This window comes from Nitrosomonas marina (assembly GCF_900111605.1).
In the GTDB taxonomy this organism is placed as follows: Bacteria; Pseudomonadota; Gammaproteobacteria; order Burkholderiales; family Nitrosomonadaceae; genus Nitrosomonas; species Nitrosomonas marina_A.
Genome location: NZ_FOIA01000003.1, coordinates 25,304 through 43,165, shown reverse-complemented (window position 1 = coordinate 43,165; position 17,862 = coordinate 25,304). Strand labels below are relative to the sequence as shown.

16 protein-coding genes are annotated in these 17,862 nt (G+C 47.4%); all 16 read right to left on the bottom strand.

Annotation, left to right across the window (positions count from 1 at the left end):
- Positions 1-31 precede the first annotated feature (31 nt).
- The gene (locus BMY62_RS02070) at positions 32-1,987 is read right to left on the bottom strand and encodes a DNA repair helicase YoaA (protein ID WP_090655880.1); all 1,956 of its coding nucleotides are present in this window, start codon (positions 1,985-1,987) and stop codon (positions 32-34) included.
- A gap of 100 nt (positions 1,988-2,087) precedes the next feature.
- Positions 2,088-4,766: a bifunctional acetate--CoA ligase family protein/GNAT family N-acetyltransferase gene (locus tag BMY62_RS02065; RefSeq protein WP_090655879.1), complete on the bottom strand. Its 2,679-nt coding sequence runs from the start codon at positions 4,764-4,766 to the stop codon at positions 2,088-2,090.
- Between the two features lie 198 nt (positions 4,767-4,964).
- Positions 4,965-5,201 (bottom strand): hypothetical protein, encoded by a 237-nt coding sequence (locus tag BMY62_RS02060; protein ID WP_090655876.1) that lies wholly within the window; start codon positions 5,199-5,201, stop codon positions 4,965-4,967.
- A gap of 138 nt (positions 5,202-5,339) precedes the next feature.
- Entirely contained in the window at positions 5,340-6,074 is a 735-nt protein-coding gene (locus tag BMY62_RS02055; protein ID WP_218142916.1) for an MlaA family lipoprotein, read from the bottom strand.
- Between the two features lie 99 nt (positions 6,075-6,173).
- Positions 6,174-7,448: an alpha/beta fold hydrolase family protein gene (locus tag BMY62_RS02050; protein WP_090655872.1), complete on the bottom strand. Its 1,275-nt coding sequence runs from the start codon at positions 7,446-7,448 to the stop codon at positions 6,174-6,176.
- Positions 7,449-7,818: 370 nt separating this feature from the next.
- Positions 7,819-8,112, bottom strand: coding sequence for a HigA family addiction module antitoxin (locus BMY62_RS02045; RefSeq protein WP_090655869.1), 294 nt, complete (start codon positions 8,110-8,112; stop codon positions 7,819-7,821).
- The gene (locus BMY62_RS02040) at positions 8,112-8,390 is read right to left on the bottom strand and encodes a type II toxin-antitoxin system RelE/ParE family toxin (protein ID WP_090655867.1); all 279 of its coding nucleotides are present in this window, start codon (positions 8,388-8,390) and stop codon (positions 8,112-8,114) included. The genes BMY62_RS02045 and BMY62_RS02040 overlap by 1 nt, the downstream gene beginning before the upstream one ends.
- 132 nt (positions 8,391-8,522) lie before the next feature.
- Positions 8,523-8,990, bottom strand: a complete 468-nt coding sequence (locus BMY62_RS02035) for an Lcl C-terminal domain-containing protein (protein ID WP_090655864.1) — start codon at positions 8,988-8,990, stop codon at positions 8,523-8,525.
- A 41-nt stretch (positions 8,991-9,031) separates the two neighbouring features.
- Positions 9,032-10,828, bottom strand: a complete 1,797-nt coding sequence (locus BMY62_RS02030) for a hypothetical protein (protein ID WP_090655863.1) — start codon at positions 10,826-10,828, stop codon at positions 9,032-9,034.
- Between the two features lie 733 nt (positions 10,829-11,561).
- Positions 11,562-12,392, bottom strand: coding sequence for a phosphate ABC transporter ATP-binding protein (locus tag BMY62_RS02025; RefSeq protein WP_090655860.1), 831 nt, complete (start codon positions 12,390-12,392; stop codon positions 11,562-11,564).
- Positions 12,389-13,243 (bottom strand): phosphate ABC transporter permease PstA, encoded by an 855-nt coding sequence (gene pstA / locus BMY62_RS02020; protein WP_090655857.1) that lies wholly within the window; start codon positions 13,241-13,243, stop codon positions 12,389-12,391. The genes BMY62_RS02025 and pstA overlap by 4 nt, the downstream gene beginning before the upstream one ends.
- Before the next feature lie 4 nt (positions 13,244-13,247).
- On the bottom strand, positions 13,248-14,090 hold the full coding sequence (pstC, locus tag BMY62_RS02015) for a phosphate ABC transporter permease subunit PstC (RefSeq protein ID WP_090655855.1): 843 nt from the start codon (positions 14,088-14,090) through the stop codon (positions 13,248-13,250).
- Positions 14,080-14,934, bottom strand: a complete 855-nt coding sequence (locus BMY62_RS02010; RefSeq protein ID WP_256207392.1) for a phosphate ABC transporter substrate-binding protein — start codon at positions 14,932-14,934, stop codon at positions 14,080-14,082. Before BMY62_RS02010 ends, pstC begins: the two co-directional genes overlap by 11 nt.
- A 3-nt stretch (positions 14,935-14,937) precedes the next feature.
- Positions 14,938-15,747 (bottom strand): DUF547 domain-containing protein, encoded by an 810-nt coding sequence (locus BMY62_RS02005; RefSeq protein WP_090656160.1) that lies wholly within the window; start codon positions 15,745-15,747, stop codon positions 14,938-14,940.
- 642 nt (positions 15,748-16,389) lie between these two features.
- The gene (locus tag BMY62_RS01995) at positions 16,390-17,214 is read right to left on the bottom strand and encodes an alpha/beta hydrolase (protein ID WP_090655851.1); all 825 of its coding nucleotides are present in this window, start codon (positions 17,212-17,214) and stop codon (positions 16,390-16,392) included.
- Positions 17,215-17,319: 105 nt separating this feature from the next.
- Entirely contained in the window at positions 17,320-17,823 is a 504-nt protein-coding gene (locus BMY62_RS01990) for a DUF2141 domain-containing protein (RefSeq protein WP_090655849.1), read from the bottom strand.
- Between the last annotated feature and the right edge of the window lie 39 nt (positions 17,824-17,862).

Below are 17,862 nucleotides of genomic sequence, written 5' to 3'. Positions count from 1 at the left end.
TAAATTTACGGGGCGGTTCGCTGTTAACCACTCAATGCGCTGGCGAAAGTGACTTTTGCTGGAAAAAATGTTCCACATCGACTAATTGTCGCGTTCGCTTCATCGGTGGAAGACTCTTCCAGATCTTCCGTCCATAGGGTTTTGTTGTCAATCTCGGATCACAGATCATTAATACCCCGCAATCAGATTCATCACGAATCAGGCGACCGGCACCCTGTTTCAGGCTGATCACGGCACGCGGCAACTGATAATCCATAAATGCATTGCCGCCTTGACTGTTAATTTTATCAATTCGGGCGGACAGCACAGGATCGTCCGGCGGCGCAAAAGGCAGTTTATCGATAATCACCAGCGATAGCGCCGCGCCTCGCACGTCGATGCCCTCCCAGAATGAATGACTGCCGATTAATACCGCATTGCCAAGTTCGCTGAAACGTTTCAGCATGCCTGATCGTGACGCTTCTCCCTGCAGCAGCAGTGGATAATCGATATGTTCGGATTCGAAAGCAACAGTCAGTTGTTCATGAACCTGCTGCATGGCTCGCAGACTGGTGCACAGAAAAAAAGCCCGGCCACGGCTGGCCTTCAATACAGGCATTGCCGCCCTGACAATATAGCCTATATAGTCCTTATGATGGGGCTCGGGTATGGTTGCCGGCACATACATCAGCGCCTGTTCAGGGAAGTTAAACGGACTGTCCCAGCTGACTGATCTGGCATCCCCCAGTCCCATTTCACCAACATAGTGATCGAAATTTTTGTTCACCGACAATGTCGCCGAGGTAAAAATCCAGGCACGTGGCATTGCCGCCAGTTGACGGCCAAAAATTTCTGCGATCGACAGTGGCGTTGAATTAAGTTGCATTACTCTGCTGTATACTTCCACCCAGCGCACATTTTCCGCAGTTTCTGCATCGTCACACCAGCGTTTGATAAGACTGATATGATCATTTGCGCGCCGCCAGCAGTTTTCCAGACCTTCGGAGCGCTCTGCCTGGTCTTCCAGTATGTCGGCCAATTCCACGAGTTTTTCCTGCAGCGACTTCAGTGCAGCGGTGAAAGCTGGTTTTTTTTTCATGACCGGCAGTGAAAAACGAACATGATCTTCAGTAATTGTCAAACGCAAATCCCTGGCGGATTTTTCCAACGCAGCGATAGTATCCGGCAGGATTAAACAATCCCGTGCCGCTTGCAACGCTTCAGCTTTTGTGTCGTGCGCAAGATCGAGTAACTGTCCGGTGCTGATTGATTCACCGAAAAAAAGACTCGCCGTTTCCGGCAGCTGATGCGCTTCATCGAAAATTACTGAATTGCATGCCGGCAGCAATTCGGTCAGGCCTTCATCACGCAGCATGACATCCGCAAAAAACAAATGGTGATTCACCACCACAATATCTGCTGCAAGCGCCTTTTTTCGGGCCTCCATCAGAAAACAGTTTTTATAATGCGGACACTCTGTGCCAAGACAGTTCTCGCGCGTAGCTGTCACATGATGCCAGACGGATGCGTCTTCCGGTACCGCGGTCAACCCGCTTCTGTCACCATTACTGCTCTTTTGTGCCGCGTAGCGCTCGATCTGCTGCAAGTATTTAACTTCACTACGGTTAACAAAAGCCAGGTGTTCGTCATGCAGCGTTCTCTCAAGATGATAACGACAGACATAATTGGCACGGCCCTTGAGCAACGCCACGCTCACCGGCACATTCAGCGCGGCGCGAACACCGGGAATATCCCGGTTGAACAGTTGGTCCTGCAGTGTTTTGGTGCCCGTTGAAATAATGACCTTTCCGCCCGCAAGCAAAGCAGGCACAAGGTAGGCAAATGTCTTTCCGGTACCCGTACCAGCCTCAGCGATCAACACACCATTGTTTTCCATGGTTTCAGCAATAGCTTCAGCCATTTCAAGCTGCTGACTGCGCTCACGGTAACCCGGTATCTGTCCGGACAACAGGCCGTCCGACGCAAAAATCGATTTAAGATCGAGCATAAAAAATTACACTACTATTTACTTGCCGCTATTATACGCAGCAAGCTACCAGCGGGTAAAACCCGCAAGGCATGGTTCAGCCGTTAAAGACAGCCGGTCGCTACAATCGTCTGGTAACGACAACAATACCTATGTCCTGCGGGTGCCGCGTCTTAACAAATCCAAGCGCAAGCGCCAAATTGAGCATACCTTCGTTATCCGCAAGCACTTCTCCCTGCATATACTGTAATCCGCGTGCCGCTGCGACCTGTATCAACGCGTTCATCAGGTGTGTGCCGATTCCTTTATGCTGCCATCGGTCATCGACGACCAGCGCAAACTCGCAGGTCTCACCGTCGGGATTGGTGGCATAACGCGCCACACCAATTTCAATCTCTTCACCCGCCTGTTCAACCACAGCGATAAACGCCATTTCCCGGTCATAATCAATTTGCGTAAACCGCACCAGCATCTCCGGCGTTAACGTTTGCAGTGTCTGCATAAAACGGAAATATTTCGAGCGCGGCGATAGGTTCTGCACGAAATCCTGCTCTATCCTGGCATCTTCCGGTCTTATCGGCCGAATAACAATGTCGGTACCGTCGGCCAGTTGCCACTTGGTTTTAAGCTCGCTGGGATACGGATAAATCGCCATATGCCCGTACTGACTCTGCAGTTTGGTTTCACTATCGATCACGATACGCGCATCAAGCACAATAGCACCGGTATCATCAATTAACAGCGGATTGATGTCGAACTCTTTCAGACAGGGCAATTCGCATACCATATCCGACACGCAGCGCAGAACATGCTCAAGCGCATCCAGATTCGCAGCAGGAAAATCGCGGTATTCTTCCAGCAGCTTCGACACCCTGGTTTGCCGAATAAGCGCACGCGCGATAAAACTATTCAGTGGCGGCAATGCGACTGCACGATCACGCAGCACCTCGACTGCCGTACCCCCGAGGCCAAAAGATATCACGGGGCCAAATACAGGATCGCGTACAACGCCGATAATGATCTCGCGCCCATAGGGTTTGTTGATCATTTTCTCAACCGTAACACCATCAACACAAACGTCGGGTCTGACCGCTTTCACGCCTGCGATTAAATCGGTATAAGCATGCCGAATGCTGTAGGCATCGATGACATTAAGCCGCACACCATGCACATCGGATTTATGGGTTACACCGGGCGATTGAATCTTAAGAGCGACCGGAAAGCCGATGGATTCTGCCGCAACCAGTGCTTCATTGGCCGAACGCGCCAGAATCGCTGTGTTGACAGGAATGCCAAAAGCCGTCAGCAACGCCTGGGACTCAAGCAGATTCATCACTGTGCGGTGTTCGCCTAGCACTCCATCGGCTATCAAGCGCGCACCTTCAGTGTCCGCTTTGCCGCGTCTTGATAAAGGCCCGGGCACCTGCATCAGCAGCTGCTGGTTTTGATGGTAATTATTCAAATAGGCAAACGCCTCAACGGACGCTTCAGGTGTCTGGAAATAGGGGAATTGATTTCGGGCAAACAACTCCCGGGCGGATTTAACCTGTGTTTCACCCATCCAGCACGCGAGCAAGGGTTTGTGTGCATTCTTCTTCAATTCAACCAGCAGTCGGGCGACTGCTTCGGGTTTGGTCATTGCCTGTGGTGTCAGCATCGTTAACACGCCATCAACGTTCTCATCGAGCAAACAGGCTTGCACCGCAGTCTGGTAGCGCTCCGGCGGCGCGTCCCCTAAAACATCCACCGGGTTACCATGCGACCATTGTCCGGGAAGCGCCTCATTCAGCTTGTTGATTGTGTCTTCACTTAAAGTCGCGACCCTTATACCCAGATCGACGGCGCGGTCAGTTGCCATCACACCTGGCCCGCCGCCGTTGGTAACAATAGCAAGACGGTTATTTTTCACGCGCTGATGCGTTGCCAGTAACTGCGCTGCAGCAAAAAGCTGTTCGATCGTCATCACCCGCACCGCGCCGGTTCGTTGCAGTGCTGCGTCAAATACATCATCCTCGCCTACCATGGCGCCTGTATGGGACACAACAGCGCGCGATCCCTCCTTGTGGCGTCCTACTTTTACAACGACAACCGGTTTAAAACGTGCCGCCACACGCAAGCCGCTGATAAAACGCCGCGCTTGATGAATACCTTCAACATACAAAAGTATACTGCGCGTTTTCTGATCCAGCGCGAGATAATCCAGAATATCGCCAAAATCAATATCTGCAGCGCCGCCTAATGAAACCACCGCAGAGAAACCGATGTGACGCGCATCCGCCCAGTCCAGTATCGCCGTGCACAACGCACCGGATTGTGACACCAGCGCCAGCGACCCGGATTGTGCCATGTTGTTACTGAAAGTGGCGTTGAGTCTGCGTTCAGGCCGCATTATGCCAAGACAATTCGGGCCAAGTATGCGCATTCGATACTGTCCGGCCTGCTGTAACACCTGCTGTTGGAGATGCGCGCCCTCTCCCTTGCCTTCTCCAAACCCTGCAGAAACAACTACTGCCGCCCGCACACCGTGTTCACCGCATTGCCGAACGATTTCAGGCACTGTTCGGGCAGGGGTGGTGATAACTGCCAGATCGATTTTCTCATGGATCTGTTCGATACTCGCGTAACATGTTTCATCACCCAGTCTTTCGTATTTTGGATTGATCGCGTAAACGGCGCCAGAAAAATCCGCATGCAACAGATTTTCGTACAAACGCGTACCTACAGCCTCGCTGCGCTGGCTCGCTCCGAACACGGCAACAGCAGCGGGTGCAAACAACGGATCCAGGAAATGCCGGCTCATACGTCCTCTCTTGGCCTATTTGCCTGTCAACAAACAACCATCAACCATCATTATAAAGACACAGCATGACATGTTTTCAGCTTTCAACGTACAGGGATCGAGAAACTGACAGTCAAAAACAGTCTGAATCGGTCTGGACTGTAGAGGCATGATTATTATCTGGTAATCCGGTGCTAGCCCTGAAGTTGTCAGTGCATATTAGCGAAAGAAATTCAGAATAATCAGCAGACAGGCAAAAAAGATAGTGTATATGGAGTACTTTCGGGAATACCGGGCGTGATCTTCTTTTGAAGGAAATTCCGTTTGATCGTCATCTTCAGTATATTTTTTCCTGATATAGGCATAAACCTGATCATGATTGGTGTGCATGTAGCGATGATACATCATCAATACAAAACAGATCACCACTCCGGTCCATCCTATCAGTTCGATCATGTCCGATACTAACGGCTGTCATTCAGAGCTTGATCATATGCTAATTTTTCCTCACATACAAAGATATTACTATGGCTATTCATCTGAACCCTGTCAATCTTTGATTTTTTCTCAATATTCATTTTGCCGCAATCCGTCCTATTTTGCTATCTCAAGTTTTCTTTTTTGCGTGTACAGATACCGGATTAAATCGTATTCAAATGGGGAGCCGCTCTTATAATAGCGAAATTTGATTTGCTTGCGGGTGTTAACGGCACGCGTTGCAGCAAAGGCGCTTCCAGCGCCCCTGTGAGCGTTTAAATTAAAAGCCTGCCAGTAAAAAACGGCACTGTAAGCCAGGGAATCGACCAGCCGGCCAGTGCCATCGCGTGCATTCATAGGGCCCAGGATAGGCAATACTAGGTAAGGACCGTTACCGACCCCATAATGCCCCAAAGTCTGGCCGAAGTCTTCCGGATGTTTATGAATTCCCCAGACGCTTGCATGATCCCAGAGTCCACCGATACCCACAGTCGAATTTATCAGAAAGCGCGATACAGCATACATGGATGATTTGGGTTTTAATTGCAAAATTGAATTTGTCAGGTTGGTTAACTCATTTAAATTCGAGAAAAAATTGCTGATTCCGGTCTGTGCAATTTCCGGCGTGACAAATTCATAAACCTGTACGGCCGGCAGAAATACGAATTGATCAAATTTGGCGTTAAATTTATAGGCACCCCTGTTAAAGCGTTCCAGCGGATCATAAATCCGCATTGGATAGTTTTCACCATCATTTTCATTTAAAGTTCTTTGCGCCGGAATAATTTCCTTTTGTTGTTTGGGCGCCGTGCTGCAACCGGTTATTGCACCGACACCTAATGACAGCATCATAATTCCGAGTAATTTTGACAAATAACTATTTAGCATTTTCAAACAAAGCCACACTTCACTGAATATCAATACACGTGCGGCCAGTCACTTATGTATCATTCAATTATTAAAAAAATCAACCATATATGCCGCATTCTCTTTATAGTCTATGTTTCCGCAGTGCCCCCCGTTGGGATATATTTTGGCTCTTGATTTAAAAACCTTTTTTAAATAATTAATTTCACCCGGTGCCAGAATAAAATCATCCTGATTCGTCATCAGTCCAATTTTTGTTGAATTTGCCAAATAATCCTCAATACTTTCCAGGCTGGTACTTGCGATCAACGCCTGCTTACTCAGATTAGAATGTCTGGTCTGAAAATATGGATAAAAATATTCATTAAAATAATCCACAAAGCTTATTCTAAGACTGACAATCATATAGTCGGTTAATGAACTGGTACTGGTTAATACCAGGTTTTTTGGAACGATATATCCTTCATTATTCACGACATCCGAAGTAAAATACATTTCAGCGGCGGAAATTCGAAATGAAATACCGATAACAGCAGCCAGTTTCTTCCGATCATCTTTAAAACGCTTGAATGCCTCGTAAAGGAATTCTTCATCAGTGTCGATGAAATTACCCGACGAGTAGAGTGTTGAGAACTGGTCCATGGTTTCAACCATGAATTCGTCTATTTTATTCAATCCTCCCGGCACATTGTTGACCAGAAGGTCATCAAGAATACTCACGGAGTTGTACAGGTTGACCGGTGGATTGATCATTAAAACCTTACTGAAATCAAATACTCTCCGTTTTTCATCCAATTTTGATATAAACGCCGATTGAGCGCCGCCCAGGCTGTAACCCGTGAGGTAAAACTCGGTCACAGCCACGTCGTTTCGAATATTCTTCCAGATTAACTGCATCACGTTATAAAGATCTTCAGAATCTTCCTGGATATTGCCGGGAACCGAATTTGTTGAAGCAGAAACGATGAAATTTGGATGCGTGGGAGAACCCAGTGCAACAACATGAAAGCCGGCCTGGTAGAAAATTTTAAGTAACGCATCAGCCTTGGGCGAATTGGAATTGCTCCCAGTCCCGGCGATAATAAAAATCAGCGGCGCAGCCTCGGCCTGAGTGGCCATGGTATATGTCAGGCTTTCATTGTACCAAAAGACTTCAGGTGTTTTTCGATCTTCAAACACTCTTATTTGTTGAGTCTTGATATCTATTTTGTCCGGCACCCTGGCTTTCAATTCCTTAGGCGTACCAAGAACCGATGCTTCAAAAGGGTCCGTTATCGGGTACCCATAGGCCAGAGAAATCTTATAAATACCTGTTAATACAAGCATCAAAAAAATACAGACCAGTCTTTTGCTATTCATATTTTATGATTAAAATTTTGAATATTAAGATAAATTGATGCGGCAACCCTGTGAAAAACCAATCACTGGATAGATACCCATGAATGCCTTGTACTGCTCACCTCAAAACGTGTCATTACTGCCACACTATAAATCATATGACTGTTTTTCCAAAACGTTTAGACATTTTCCAAACCAAAAACCAGATGAAATCATACACCTATTGTTTTATGACCCACGCCTGATAGATTGCTTCTGTTAAATATGCATCTTATTTACTAACCTGAATATGCCTGTTTTTATAATTAATAAACAGATTTGACCCTTACACGTACCGCATTGACGAATGCGGATACACAACCCGCGCAGATCATGGAATGGACTCCGCGGGCTATAAATCAAGTAATTCCAATTTCTCGACCTCATCGAGATTGACCCGTTGTTTTGCTTGCCACAGATCGTAATTATCCTGCATGGCGAGCCAGCTTTCCGGCGTGCGCCCCAATGTTTTAGACAAACGCAGCGCCATTTCAGAACTGATATTACTTTGACCCTTTATCAGTCTGTGGAAGGTGGAAGGCGAGACTTTCAATTTATTCGCCACAACACGAAAACTCACCCTCAATGGCTCCAGATAAACTTCACGTATAAATTCGCCAGGATGTGGCGGTTTGTGCATACCCATCAATGGTACTCCTCATAATTGACACAATAGACATCGCCCGATCTGAACTCAAACGTAAGCCGCCAGTTTTTGTTGTCCGCTATTGACCATAAGCCTTTCATGTTTCCTTTAAGCAGATGCAGGCGATAACCAGGCAAATCTAGGTCATCAATAACTGATGCCGTATCCAGCGCAACCAGCTGCATCCTGAGTTTTTGCTGATGATGAACTTGAATACCAGACAAACTGCCACTTTCATAAAAAGCTTGCAACCCTTTATGTTTGAATGATTTTATCACAGACAGGATTTATCCGTAGTTGCGTATTGCGCAATAATAGATAAATTCACTTGCCAATGTAAAGTAGAGGGTATAAAGACATCCATACTTCACTTCAATCCGCCACTGCAAACAAAAACAAACCTCAAAAAATCACTGTCCGCCGCGCACGAGCCGAACGCGGTCGCTGCCGGTCTTAAGGAAGGCGCCGTCACTGCCACCGCCGAAGCTCACGCTCCACGCGTCTCTCACGTAACCGGCATACGGCGACGCAGACCAGAACCAGGTTGATGGCGCGGCAGGAAAAACCATGGCGTTGATTGCGGGGCTCATGCAAGCCTGTTCGACAATACTGTTCAATTCCTTGATGTCGGGCAGCCGCCAATCATTGTGGCCAGCGAAGCTGAAACCCTCGGCGGCCTGCAATGCTGCCGGCCATGTGTAAGCCTGGCCACTGCCGGTGCAGGTTGCGCCATTCCAGTTTTGTCCCAGCGCGCAGCGCATCCAAATCAGTCCGGTTTTGTTGTGCGTGACGGTGCCGTCGTCATGGCGGGTGAAGTCCTGGGTCGGCGTCGTCGGCGTAATGTCATTGTGGCAGGTTTGCGCGTGCAGCGGCTGCACTGTACCTATCTTTATACAGTGATATTTTATGCCATCCTTCTTTATACATTCAACCGGAGAAGACCCGAGAACTGCAATGATTTCATACGCTTCAGCAGGTATTGGTTCATCAGAACCCGATTAAATCTAATAAAAGCAATTACAAGTATACCGATACTGACAAGCATAAGCACAGACGGTTCTGGAACTGAGCTTGTACCTCGAAACGCAAAATTTCCCACATAGAATGCAGCATTAGAGTCACCCACGCTGTTTAATGTGAAGTAAAAATCACCTGACATTCCAGCATAGTCGGAAACATCCACCATAGCGTTAAGAAGAGTACCTTCAAATAAGCTGTCTATACCCATTGACCATAAAAGATCAGCGCCAAAATGAACAGTAAACCAATCGCCATCACCTCCGACATCAACCATCCAGTCAAAAGAAAGCCATTCCGCATCTAATGGTATGCCCAAGTCATAATATGCTGAAACCGGTGATTGTTCCTTTAGAAATAGCCCGTTAAAGGCAAATGAATCATATCCGGGAAGACTTGTTGCTATAAATGGGGTTCCAAGTGCAGCTTCAAAACTTTCCGATATAGTTTTTATCCTCTGACCTTCTGTACTCGAAACAAAATCGTTTCCTGTTCGTTCATCATATGTTGAAAGAATCGGGGTAATCCAATCTTTAAATCCGTGTGGAAAATTTGTTCCTATTCCATCAGGATTTGTATTGGCATTCGGTCCATTTCTAATAAGATCAGGATAAAAAGTACCTGCAACTCCTGAATGATCATAACTTACTTGTTGATTTAATCCGGCTCCATCAATAGGTTGGCCAAAAGCTTTCTCGAAAGTAGATCCATAATAATTATCGACATAGTTAACTTTGGGTGAAAGATTATTAACAAACCAATCTTTATTTAATTTTGGAGCTCCAATAGAAGAAGAAAAATCTGTTGGAGCATCAAGGACTGTGAATTGGATTGTGTCTGCTTTATCTAACGTTCCAGTACTTTCCAAATAACGTGTGGCCAATCCATTAACTACAGTGCCATAACTGTGACCTATAAAATGAATGTCCTGTTTATAATCCTCTTTTAGTTTATCTTCTAGAGCACGGCCCAAGAGAACACCTGCGTAATCAGCGTTTATTCTTGCTTCTTTAGCAGCATTAATTAATGATTCACTGTCATCACCCAACCCACCAGTGTATGCTCCTTCCCATTCAAATGTAATTATATTTGCCTTAAGTGCACTTGTTTCTTCATTTGATAATCTGCCAAGTATTGCGAGCTGGATTTGTTGTTGGGTTAAGGGCATGCTCCAGTTATCACCATCAAAAATAAAATCTGGATCGATATGATCAGCATTATTTTGCCATCCGTGAGTAATTATGTATGTGGGTATATTTCGGTCGAACCCTTCTTGGAAGCTAAAGTGGGGGCCATCTCCATCAACAAAAATATGTGATGATAATTTAGATGCATAAATCGGATTTGTTACAATATCGCCAACTTGGAATGGTATATTCGCGTTTGTACCGGGTGTTGCTGAACCAATTGTTATGTCATCAAATGCGATCTGATTTACCGTTCCACCAAAATCTATCGAATATGCTTTCCCTTGAAACCCAACTCCAAGATTGAAAAATGGACTAAAAGAGCCACTTGGATCACCGCCATCACTTGGTGTTACTGGTAAATTTAAAGATGTTACTAAATCTCCCGCAGCATTTAAACCATCATAAACATTGATTATCCCAGGTTCATTTATCGCTGAATAAGAAAAGGAAAAACCAGTTTCGAAACTCTGCGGTATATTTAATACAGCAGACCCTGTTAAAAAGAACATAACAGTATCCGGACTTGGCTCGTGACCAAAGTTTCCACTACCACCGGCATCAGAGTCAATTAATGCTAAAGCATTTTCTCCAAAGCTAATACCAAAATCTGAATTACCGGTGCTTCCAAATCCACCTTTTCCGCCATTATAATAATCTAGAATAGGCTCCCGATTTTGTAATCCTTCAAAATCAAGTACAATAGCCGCTTGTGGCGTCTCTACAGTATAAGATAAGAAAACAAAAAAAAACTTTATAAAACAATTTCATATAATTTTCTCTTAAAAATTTTTTGAAATGATGATTAATCAATCAAATTGTTATTCGAACAAAACAACAGTAATCAGATAATATAATCTAATTAATTCATTATAATTCTTAGTTTTATCATTTTTTCTATTCCAATTAAGATGATAAGCAATTTTTATACCAACGCACAGCACACATGCGCAAACTCGCACTAATACAGGGTTGTTGCCTCGTAAGGTGAAAATTTCTCGAAAATAAAACGAACCAAATAACCCTTATGTAAAAATACACGACAGTTTTTTAACACCATATAAACGCATATTTGTAATGATTAATTTGAAGTTATTTGTTATAAAACCTGTGTATTAGGCTGATATAAAATACAATTAATAGTGATTTTCGTTCTTCATTTTGTAATAGTCAGCATAAAATAAGGTGTAAGATTTTTCGACAGATTCTGGTCGATCAGAGCGGCGGCAATTTTGTTTCCGAAAACTATCCTCTCGCCCCGTTCACATAAGCCGCCGTCAATTCATCCCGGGGTGATTCGAATATATGCCGGCAGCGGCCGAATTCGACGAGTTGCCCGGCCTGGTCTTTGACCCAGAAGAATGCTGCATAGTTGGCGATTCGGCGTGCCTGCGCCAGATTGTGGGTAACGATGACGATGGTGTAGCGACCCTGCAAGCTGCAGATCAGATCCTCTACAACACCGGATGCAATGGGATCAAGTGCACTGCATGGTTCATCCATCAGCAGAATTTCCGGATTGAGTGCCAGCGCGCGGGCAATGCACAGACGCTGCTGCTGCCCGCCGGACAGGCTCAGCGCAGAAACGTCGAGACGGTCGCATACCTCGTCCCACAGACCGACATCGCGTAATACTGTTTCAGTAATCGCCGTCACTTCCGTTTTTTGTGTGGTGCCATGTTCATTGAGTGGCAACGCGATGTTGCGGCGAATGGACAGCGGAAAAGGTGCGGGTTTCTGAAATACCATACCGATGCGCCGCCGCAATGCCTGCACATCGCACTGAGGATGATGAATATCCTGGTTGTCAACCAAAATACGTCCGTCAATGCTGCAGCCCGGAATCAGATCGGTCATGCGGTTTATTGCCGACAGAAAACTGGTTTTTCCACAGCCGGACGGACCGATCAACGCAGTAATGCAGCCTTTGTAAATATCCAGCGAAACATTGTCCAGCGCAGCCTGCCTGTTATAGCGCAATGACAGATTGCGCACCTGAATCACCGGTTGCGGCTCGCAACAGGGCGGCCCGGCTTGCAGCGGCCCAAGGGTAAAGGCGTTCGGGTCGTCGTTCATGTCATGATTTTTTTGCGTTGCAAACCATAAGCCAGTTTCATTGCCAGTATATTGATACATAATAACAAACTTACAAGCACCAGCGCTGAAGCATACGCTGGATTGTCGCCGCCCGGTACATTCATCGACAGATCGAAAATATGCAACGCCAGTGCGCGACCTGAGTCCAGCAACGAACCGGGCATGCGGTCAACATAGCCACTGGTAAACAGTAGCGCCGCCGTTTCGGCCAGTGCTCGTCCGATACCGATTAACAGGCCTGCAGCCAGTGTAGGCGCGGCAGCGGGCAGGATCAAATGAGTCAACGCCACCGTTCGCGACAAACCCAATGCAGCAGCAGATGACCGGTAAGTGTCGGGCACTGCGCGCAGACCGGCCTCAGCGGTACTTGTCAGAATCGGCAATAGCATGCAGGCCAGTGTCAGCCCGCCGGACAGAATGGAAAAACCGAGTTCCAGATAAATACTGAAAAAGGCGTTACCAAACAGGCCAAACACAATAGAGGGCACACCCGCGAGTACGTATAAACTGAAGCGCACAATTTTACCGAAAGCGCTTTCGGCCGGCACAAACTCTGCCAGCAGGACTGCCGTCGCCCATGCCAGCGGCACTGAGGCGGTCAGCGCCACCAGCAGAATCAGCGCGGTAGATACCAGAATCGAAGCAATACCGCCTGCACGCCCGGCATCGATTGGAGATTCGGTTAGGAACTGCCAGGAAAGATGTGCCGCACCGCCATGGGCAAGATCAAAAAGCATCCAGAAAAATACCAGGCTAACCAACAATACCGCCAGGTAAATCAGGCCCTGAATCACACCATCGCGGATTTGTTGTTTGGCCCGCAGCAACATCGACCTAAACCTGTTGACGCTCTTCCAGCAAACCGGCCATGGCTGACAACACCATTACCAGCAGCATCAGCAATAAACCGGATACGAACAGGACCGACCGATGATCGCCCATGGCGTAAGCCACCTCAAGCGCAATATTGGCCGCCAGCGTGCGGACTGGATCAAATAGTGATTCAGGATGCTGCACTACATTGCCTGCAACCATCAATACCGCCATAGTTTCCCCGAGTGCACGCGCAGCAGCGAGTATGATTCCGGCCGTGATACCGACCCGCGCCGCAGGCAACACAACCCCGGCAATCGTGCCCCAGCGGGACATTCCCAGCGCAGACGCATTTCGAAATAATTCCTCAGGTACCGCCGTAAGCGCCGCGCAGGCGGTTATTGTTATCATCGGCAGAATCATCAGTGTCAGTACCAGTACAGCAGCCAGCAGACTTGCGCCGGGTGGTTGCCATTCACTGATCAAGGGCACCAGTGTCGTTAGTCCCCAGAACCCAAAAACCACCGAGGGAATACCTGCGAGCAATTCAATCAACCGCCTATAAAGTAACGCCAGGTGTAGTGGCGCAAAAAACACAATAAACAACGCAGAGGCCAGGCCCAAAGGCGCCCCCAGCATTATCGCACCAATACTGGCCAGCAGCGTGCCGGAGAGCATAGGCATTAGATTGTAGGTGCCCTCGAGCGGATGCCATGAAACATCTGTCAGAAATCCGGCAATAGAAAGCCCTGTTAAAGCAGACCAGGATTCGAATAACAGAAAACAAAAGATCAGCAGCATAACCAGTACGGCAAGCAACGCGCCGGCACGCAGAATACCGGTCAGAACGCGGTCAGTCTGCATCAACCGGAACAAAATACTGTGCCTTGATCAGATCCTGCACCTGCGGTGATTGCGCAAACCTGATGAATTGCCTGATCACCCCCTGCGGATCACTTGCGGTTACCAGATTGAGCGGGCGCGACAACGGAAACGTGCCGTTACGTACATTTTCCTCAGAAGCTTCGACGCCATCTAGTGCCAGCAGCCGTAAAGGCGCACCACGCTGTACCTCGTATTCAGCCGCGCCGATGGATACGTAACCGATGGCATTGCGGTTGCCCGTTATCGTCTTGATACCCTGTGCATTGTCGCCGATGATGATGTGCGGTGTAATGGCACTGTTTTTCAGTTGCAGATAATCCAAAAACAGCTCCAGCGTTGAACGCCCTTCGGCCTTGTTCACGACGGTAATACGCGCATCTTTTCCACCGACATCTCGCCAGCGCATTATGTCTCCGGTAAAAATACCGGCAATCTGACTCTTATCGAGCGCAGCCACCGGATTATCCGCATGCACGAGCAGACTGATGCCGTCCAGCGCAACAGTAAAGGCATGCAAGTCGTTTTCGTCTGGTTTCAGTGGGCGTGACACCATGCCGATATCGGCAGTGCGCCTGCGCACATCGTTGATCCCGCGAGATGAACCGCCTGTCTGTACGTCGATACGTACGCCGGAAAATTGCATTTCGAAACGCCGTGCAATTTCATTGATCAGGGGGGCAACTGTACTCGAACCCGTCAGTACCAGTCGCTGTGGCCCGGCATTGGCAGCGCCGGACACAGTCCAGATCAATCCGCAAATCGCAATAACCGCTTTTGCTGCAACCAGTCGGCTGGCCGGAAATATTCCCGTCATTGTTATCATACGCTACTGCCTGTCATTTAATTGCCAGTCGTAGTCAAGATAGCGCACTTTGAAGTGGCCCGATGCAACCACCTGTCTGTCCTGCTCGTTATCAGTCAGACTGTCTGCGTAATGTGCCAAAAACTGGTTTAGTGAATGCCAGCCACCCCAGCCACTTTCAAAGTCTTCAGAATACCAGTCAAATATTTTGGATATTTCCAGACGCACAGCCGACGGATTGTAACGATTGCGCGTACGGTCTTGGAGAAACGCTTTGGTAACGGCTTCCAGTTGCTGTTCGAGCTTTTCACCGACAAAAGCCTGATTCAACAATGCAGGGCAGCCGATTGAAGCGCAATTCACCGCGAAATGAATGCGCGGTTCATTGTAGATACCGGGCTTGCGAATCATGCCATGCTCGATATCATCCAGCGAACGCATTTTTCCAAACAGCGGCACAAACTCCTTTTTCCAGGGGCTACGCAAAAATGAACCCAGATCTTTGATTGAATCAAGTTCTGGATAGCGTGTCAGAATCAGCTCTATGGTAAAGGCGTTATAGGCGTTAATCAGAAACGCCAGTTGCTCCGGGTTTTTCCAGCTTATAAACGTATTCTCGCTGACAGCTGACAAGCGCCGCAAATATCGTTGCAGTGTCTGACGATTTTGTAAAAAAGCGAAATAATCGACCTGGCTGGCTCGCCCCTGATTGATCATAACCACATGATCACGCAGCAACTGATCCCATGCAGCATGGTCGAAACGCTCTGCCCACACGGAAACCGTCCAGCACAACAGCAATGTTGTTGAGAAAGTTCTGATTAAGCCTGTCATTCTGCAATCCCCAGTTTCATTCAATACCCGATACTGTTCGGAATGTAATATGCATTTTAACCGCAAACGATAAAATACAACCGCCCCCATACACAGCGGTTTGTACAACATGCCTGTCTAATCACGAATACAGGCGCTAAAAAAGTATATTATATGATCAGATTTATCACGATAAACAATGTCATGCATTCATGATTACCAGCACGTCTGTCCGCAACATCAGTCATGGCACTGCAACTTGTCCTGCCAACCGCTGCCTGTTACTCAGATTAACACAATTTTTTGGGATTATTGTTTATCAATCGCTGCGATCATAATCCCGCTTGGTCTGCGCGAATTAATAGACTGCAGCATCGTCCGGAATTGCTTCCGCCGGCCTGCATGCTGATTATGGTGAAACGGGGCGGAATGACGCAACCAAACGTCTTTTCGTAACAGCAACGTCTCGGATTCAACATACTGACCGCAGCAATTGAATCTCGGCTCCGCTCGATTACAGATGGCAGCTGTTTGCTGCAACAGTACTAGAAATAGATGAAATCTGCTTAACCAGCCGCACTATGGAATTAGAAGCGATTGCAAGACAGGGAAAAACAATTAATTATTTTTCGAATCATTCACCCCTGCTGAATCAAACGATGGCTAGTGCTTCAAGTTAGTATTGATAAATGTTCCCAATACGTCGATCCATTCTTGGCGCATCGCTATAAAGCCATCATTATGGCCGTCCGACAGGGCCAGAAAGTGCTTTGGCTCCGCAGCAGCCTGGTAGAGACGCTGGCCGTGTGAAAATGGCACAATGTCATCATCGGGACTATGCGCCACAAATACCGGGCAGCTGACTGATTTCAGATACGCCAATGTGTTGTATTCAAAGCGCGCAATCAAGCGTACCGGCAAAAAGGGATAAATGGTTTCTGCCAGGTCGGGCACCGAGGTAAATGTAGAGGCAAGTACCAGTATCGCTGGATTGTTGTCTGCAGCCAACCGGGCAGCTATTGCACCACCAAGAGACTCTCCATATAGCACCACCCTGTCCGGTCTCACTCCCTTGATGCCGGTCAGGTACTGCCAGGCCGCATCGGCATCGGCATATGTGCCGCTCTCGGAAGGAGTGCCACTACTTTTTCCATATCCCCGGTAGTCGAAAATCAATGTATTCAGGCCAAATGCACGAAACATGGTCAGATAGTCGAGCCGATGTGAAATATTACCTGCATTACCGTGCAGAAACAACACCGTGCCTGTTGCATCCGGAGCCGGAACAAACCAGCCATGCAGGGTTTCGCCATCGTCAGTAATTATTTCAACAGTTTCATAGCTTAGACCGATTTGGCCGGGTGTTGCTATCATTTCCCGTCCGATATGAGGAAAATAAACCAGATGCGATTGCATGAAAAAAATCAGTAAAACAATCACGCCATACCCACACCCAAGCAACATAAGCAGATTGAGTAGTGCTTTCATCGGTTACATTTCCGATAACGCGGGAATACAGTAGTCTGGTTTGTATCCGGCAGGCATTCACATAAGCCGCTCATGCCCGTCATCAAAAGAATACAGCCCGAGCAGTCATGGCTGGCGCAGGTTGATAGTGATGTCTGCACCGAACCCTCTCGTATTAAACGCAGAATCGCTGAATTTTGGATATCCCATTACCGGTTCGGGATTGTTGGACAATCCAAACGGCTCACCGGGCATCATATTTTGCTGTCGTTTTAATTTACGGTCTGCATCCTTGTCATGATAGACCGAGACAGCATATGTGCCGTGTCGGTCCAGGTTCATGCACACAAGATGCTGTTCGCCGGTCGCAGGCACACGAATATGACGCTTACGTCCGTGCCTCATCAAAAAATGATTCGGGTCATCATACAAACCCACAGTCAACATTCCGCCAAAACTGACTCCGTTAACTGTCACCCTGATCTGTGAAATATCCGGATTGCATTCATCAGCAGCTTCATGTGGGTGAATTTTCAACTGTTGTGCAGCCTGTGCTGTCGTTGAGTCTGCCAGACCTGGCAATACTACAGCCAGGATTACAATGAAAGTGTTGTTTTTTAAAGTTGACATGTCGAATCTTCAAGAATGTGTTAATTCAATCATATCAGA

Excerpts from the sequence above, each read along its gene's own strand:
- BMY62_RS02070 (WP_090655880.1), bottom strand. The coding sequence starts at position 1,987 with ATGCTCGATCTTAAATCGATTTTTGCGTCGGACGGCCTGTTGTCCGGA.
- BMY62_RS02065 (WP_090655879.1), bottom strand. The coding sequence starts at position 4,766 with ATGAGCCGGCATTTCCTGGATCCGTTGTTTGCACCCGCTGCTGTTGCC.
- BMY62_RS02060 (WP_090655876.1), bottom strand. The coding sequence starts at position 5,201 with ATGATCGAACTGATAGGATGGACCGGAGTGGTGATCTGTTTTGTATTG.
- BMY62_RS02055 (WP_218142916.1), bottom strand. The coding sequence starts at position 6,074 with ATGATGCTGTCATTAGGTGTCGGTGCAATAACCGGTTGCAGCACGGCG.
- BMY62_RS02050 (WP_090655872.1), bottom strand. The coding sequence starts at position 7,448 with ATGAATAGCAAAAGACTGGTCTGTATTTTTTTGATGCTTGTATTAACA.
- BMY62_RS02045 (WP_090655869.1), bottom strand. The coding sequence starts at position 8,112 with ATGGGTATGCACAAACCGCCACATCCTGGCGAATTTATACGTGAAGTT.
- BMY62_RS02030 (WP_090655863.1), bottom strand. The coding sequence starts at position 10,828 with ATGTTCTTTTTAACAGGGTCTGCTGTATTAAATATACCGCAGAGTTTC.
- BMY62_RS02025 (WP_090655860.1), bottom strand. The coding sequence starts at position 12,392 with ATGAACGACGACCCGAACGCCTTTACCCTTGGGCCGCTGCAAGCCGGG.
- pstA (WP_090655857.1), bottom strand. The coding sequence starts at position 13,243 with ATGTTGCTGCGGGCCAAACAACAAATCCGCGATGGTGTGATTCAGGGC.
- pstC (WP_090655855.1), bottom strand. The coding sequence starts at position 14,090 with ATGCAGACTGACCGCGTTCTGACCGGTATTCTGCGTGCCGGCGCGTTG.
- BMY62_RS02010 (WP_256207392.1), bottom strand. The coding sequence starts at position 14,934 with ATGATAACAATGACGGGAATATTTCCGGCCAGCCGACTGGTTGCAGCA.
- BMY62_RS02005 (WP_090656160.1), bottom strand. The coding sequence starts at position 15,747 with ATGACAGGCTTAATCAGAACTTTCTCAACAACATTGCTGTTGTGCTGG.
- BMY62_RS01995 (WP_090655851.1), bottom strand. The coding sequence starts at position 17,214 with ATGAAAGCACTACTCAATCTGCTTATGTTGCTTGGGTGTGGGTATGGC.
- BMY62_RS01990 (WP_090655849.1), bottom strand. The coding sequence starts at position 17,823 with ATGTCAACTTTAAAAAACAACACTTTCATTGTAATCCTGGCTGTAGTA.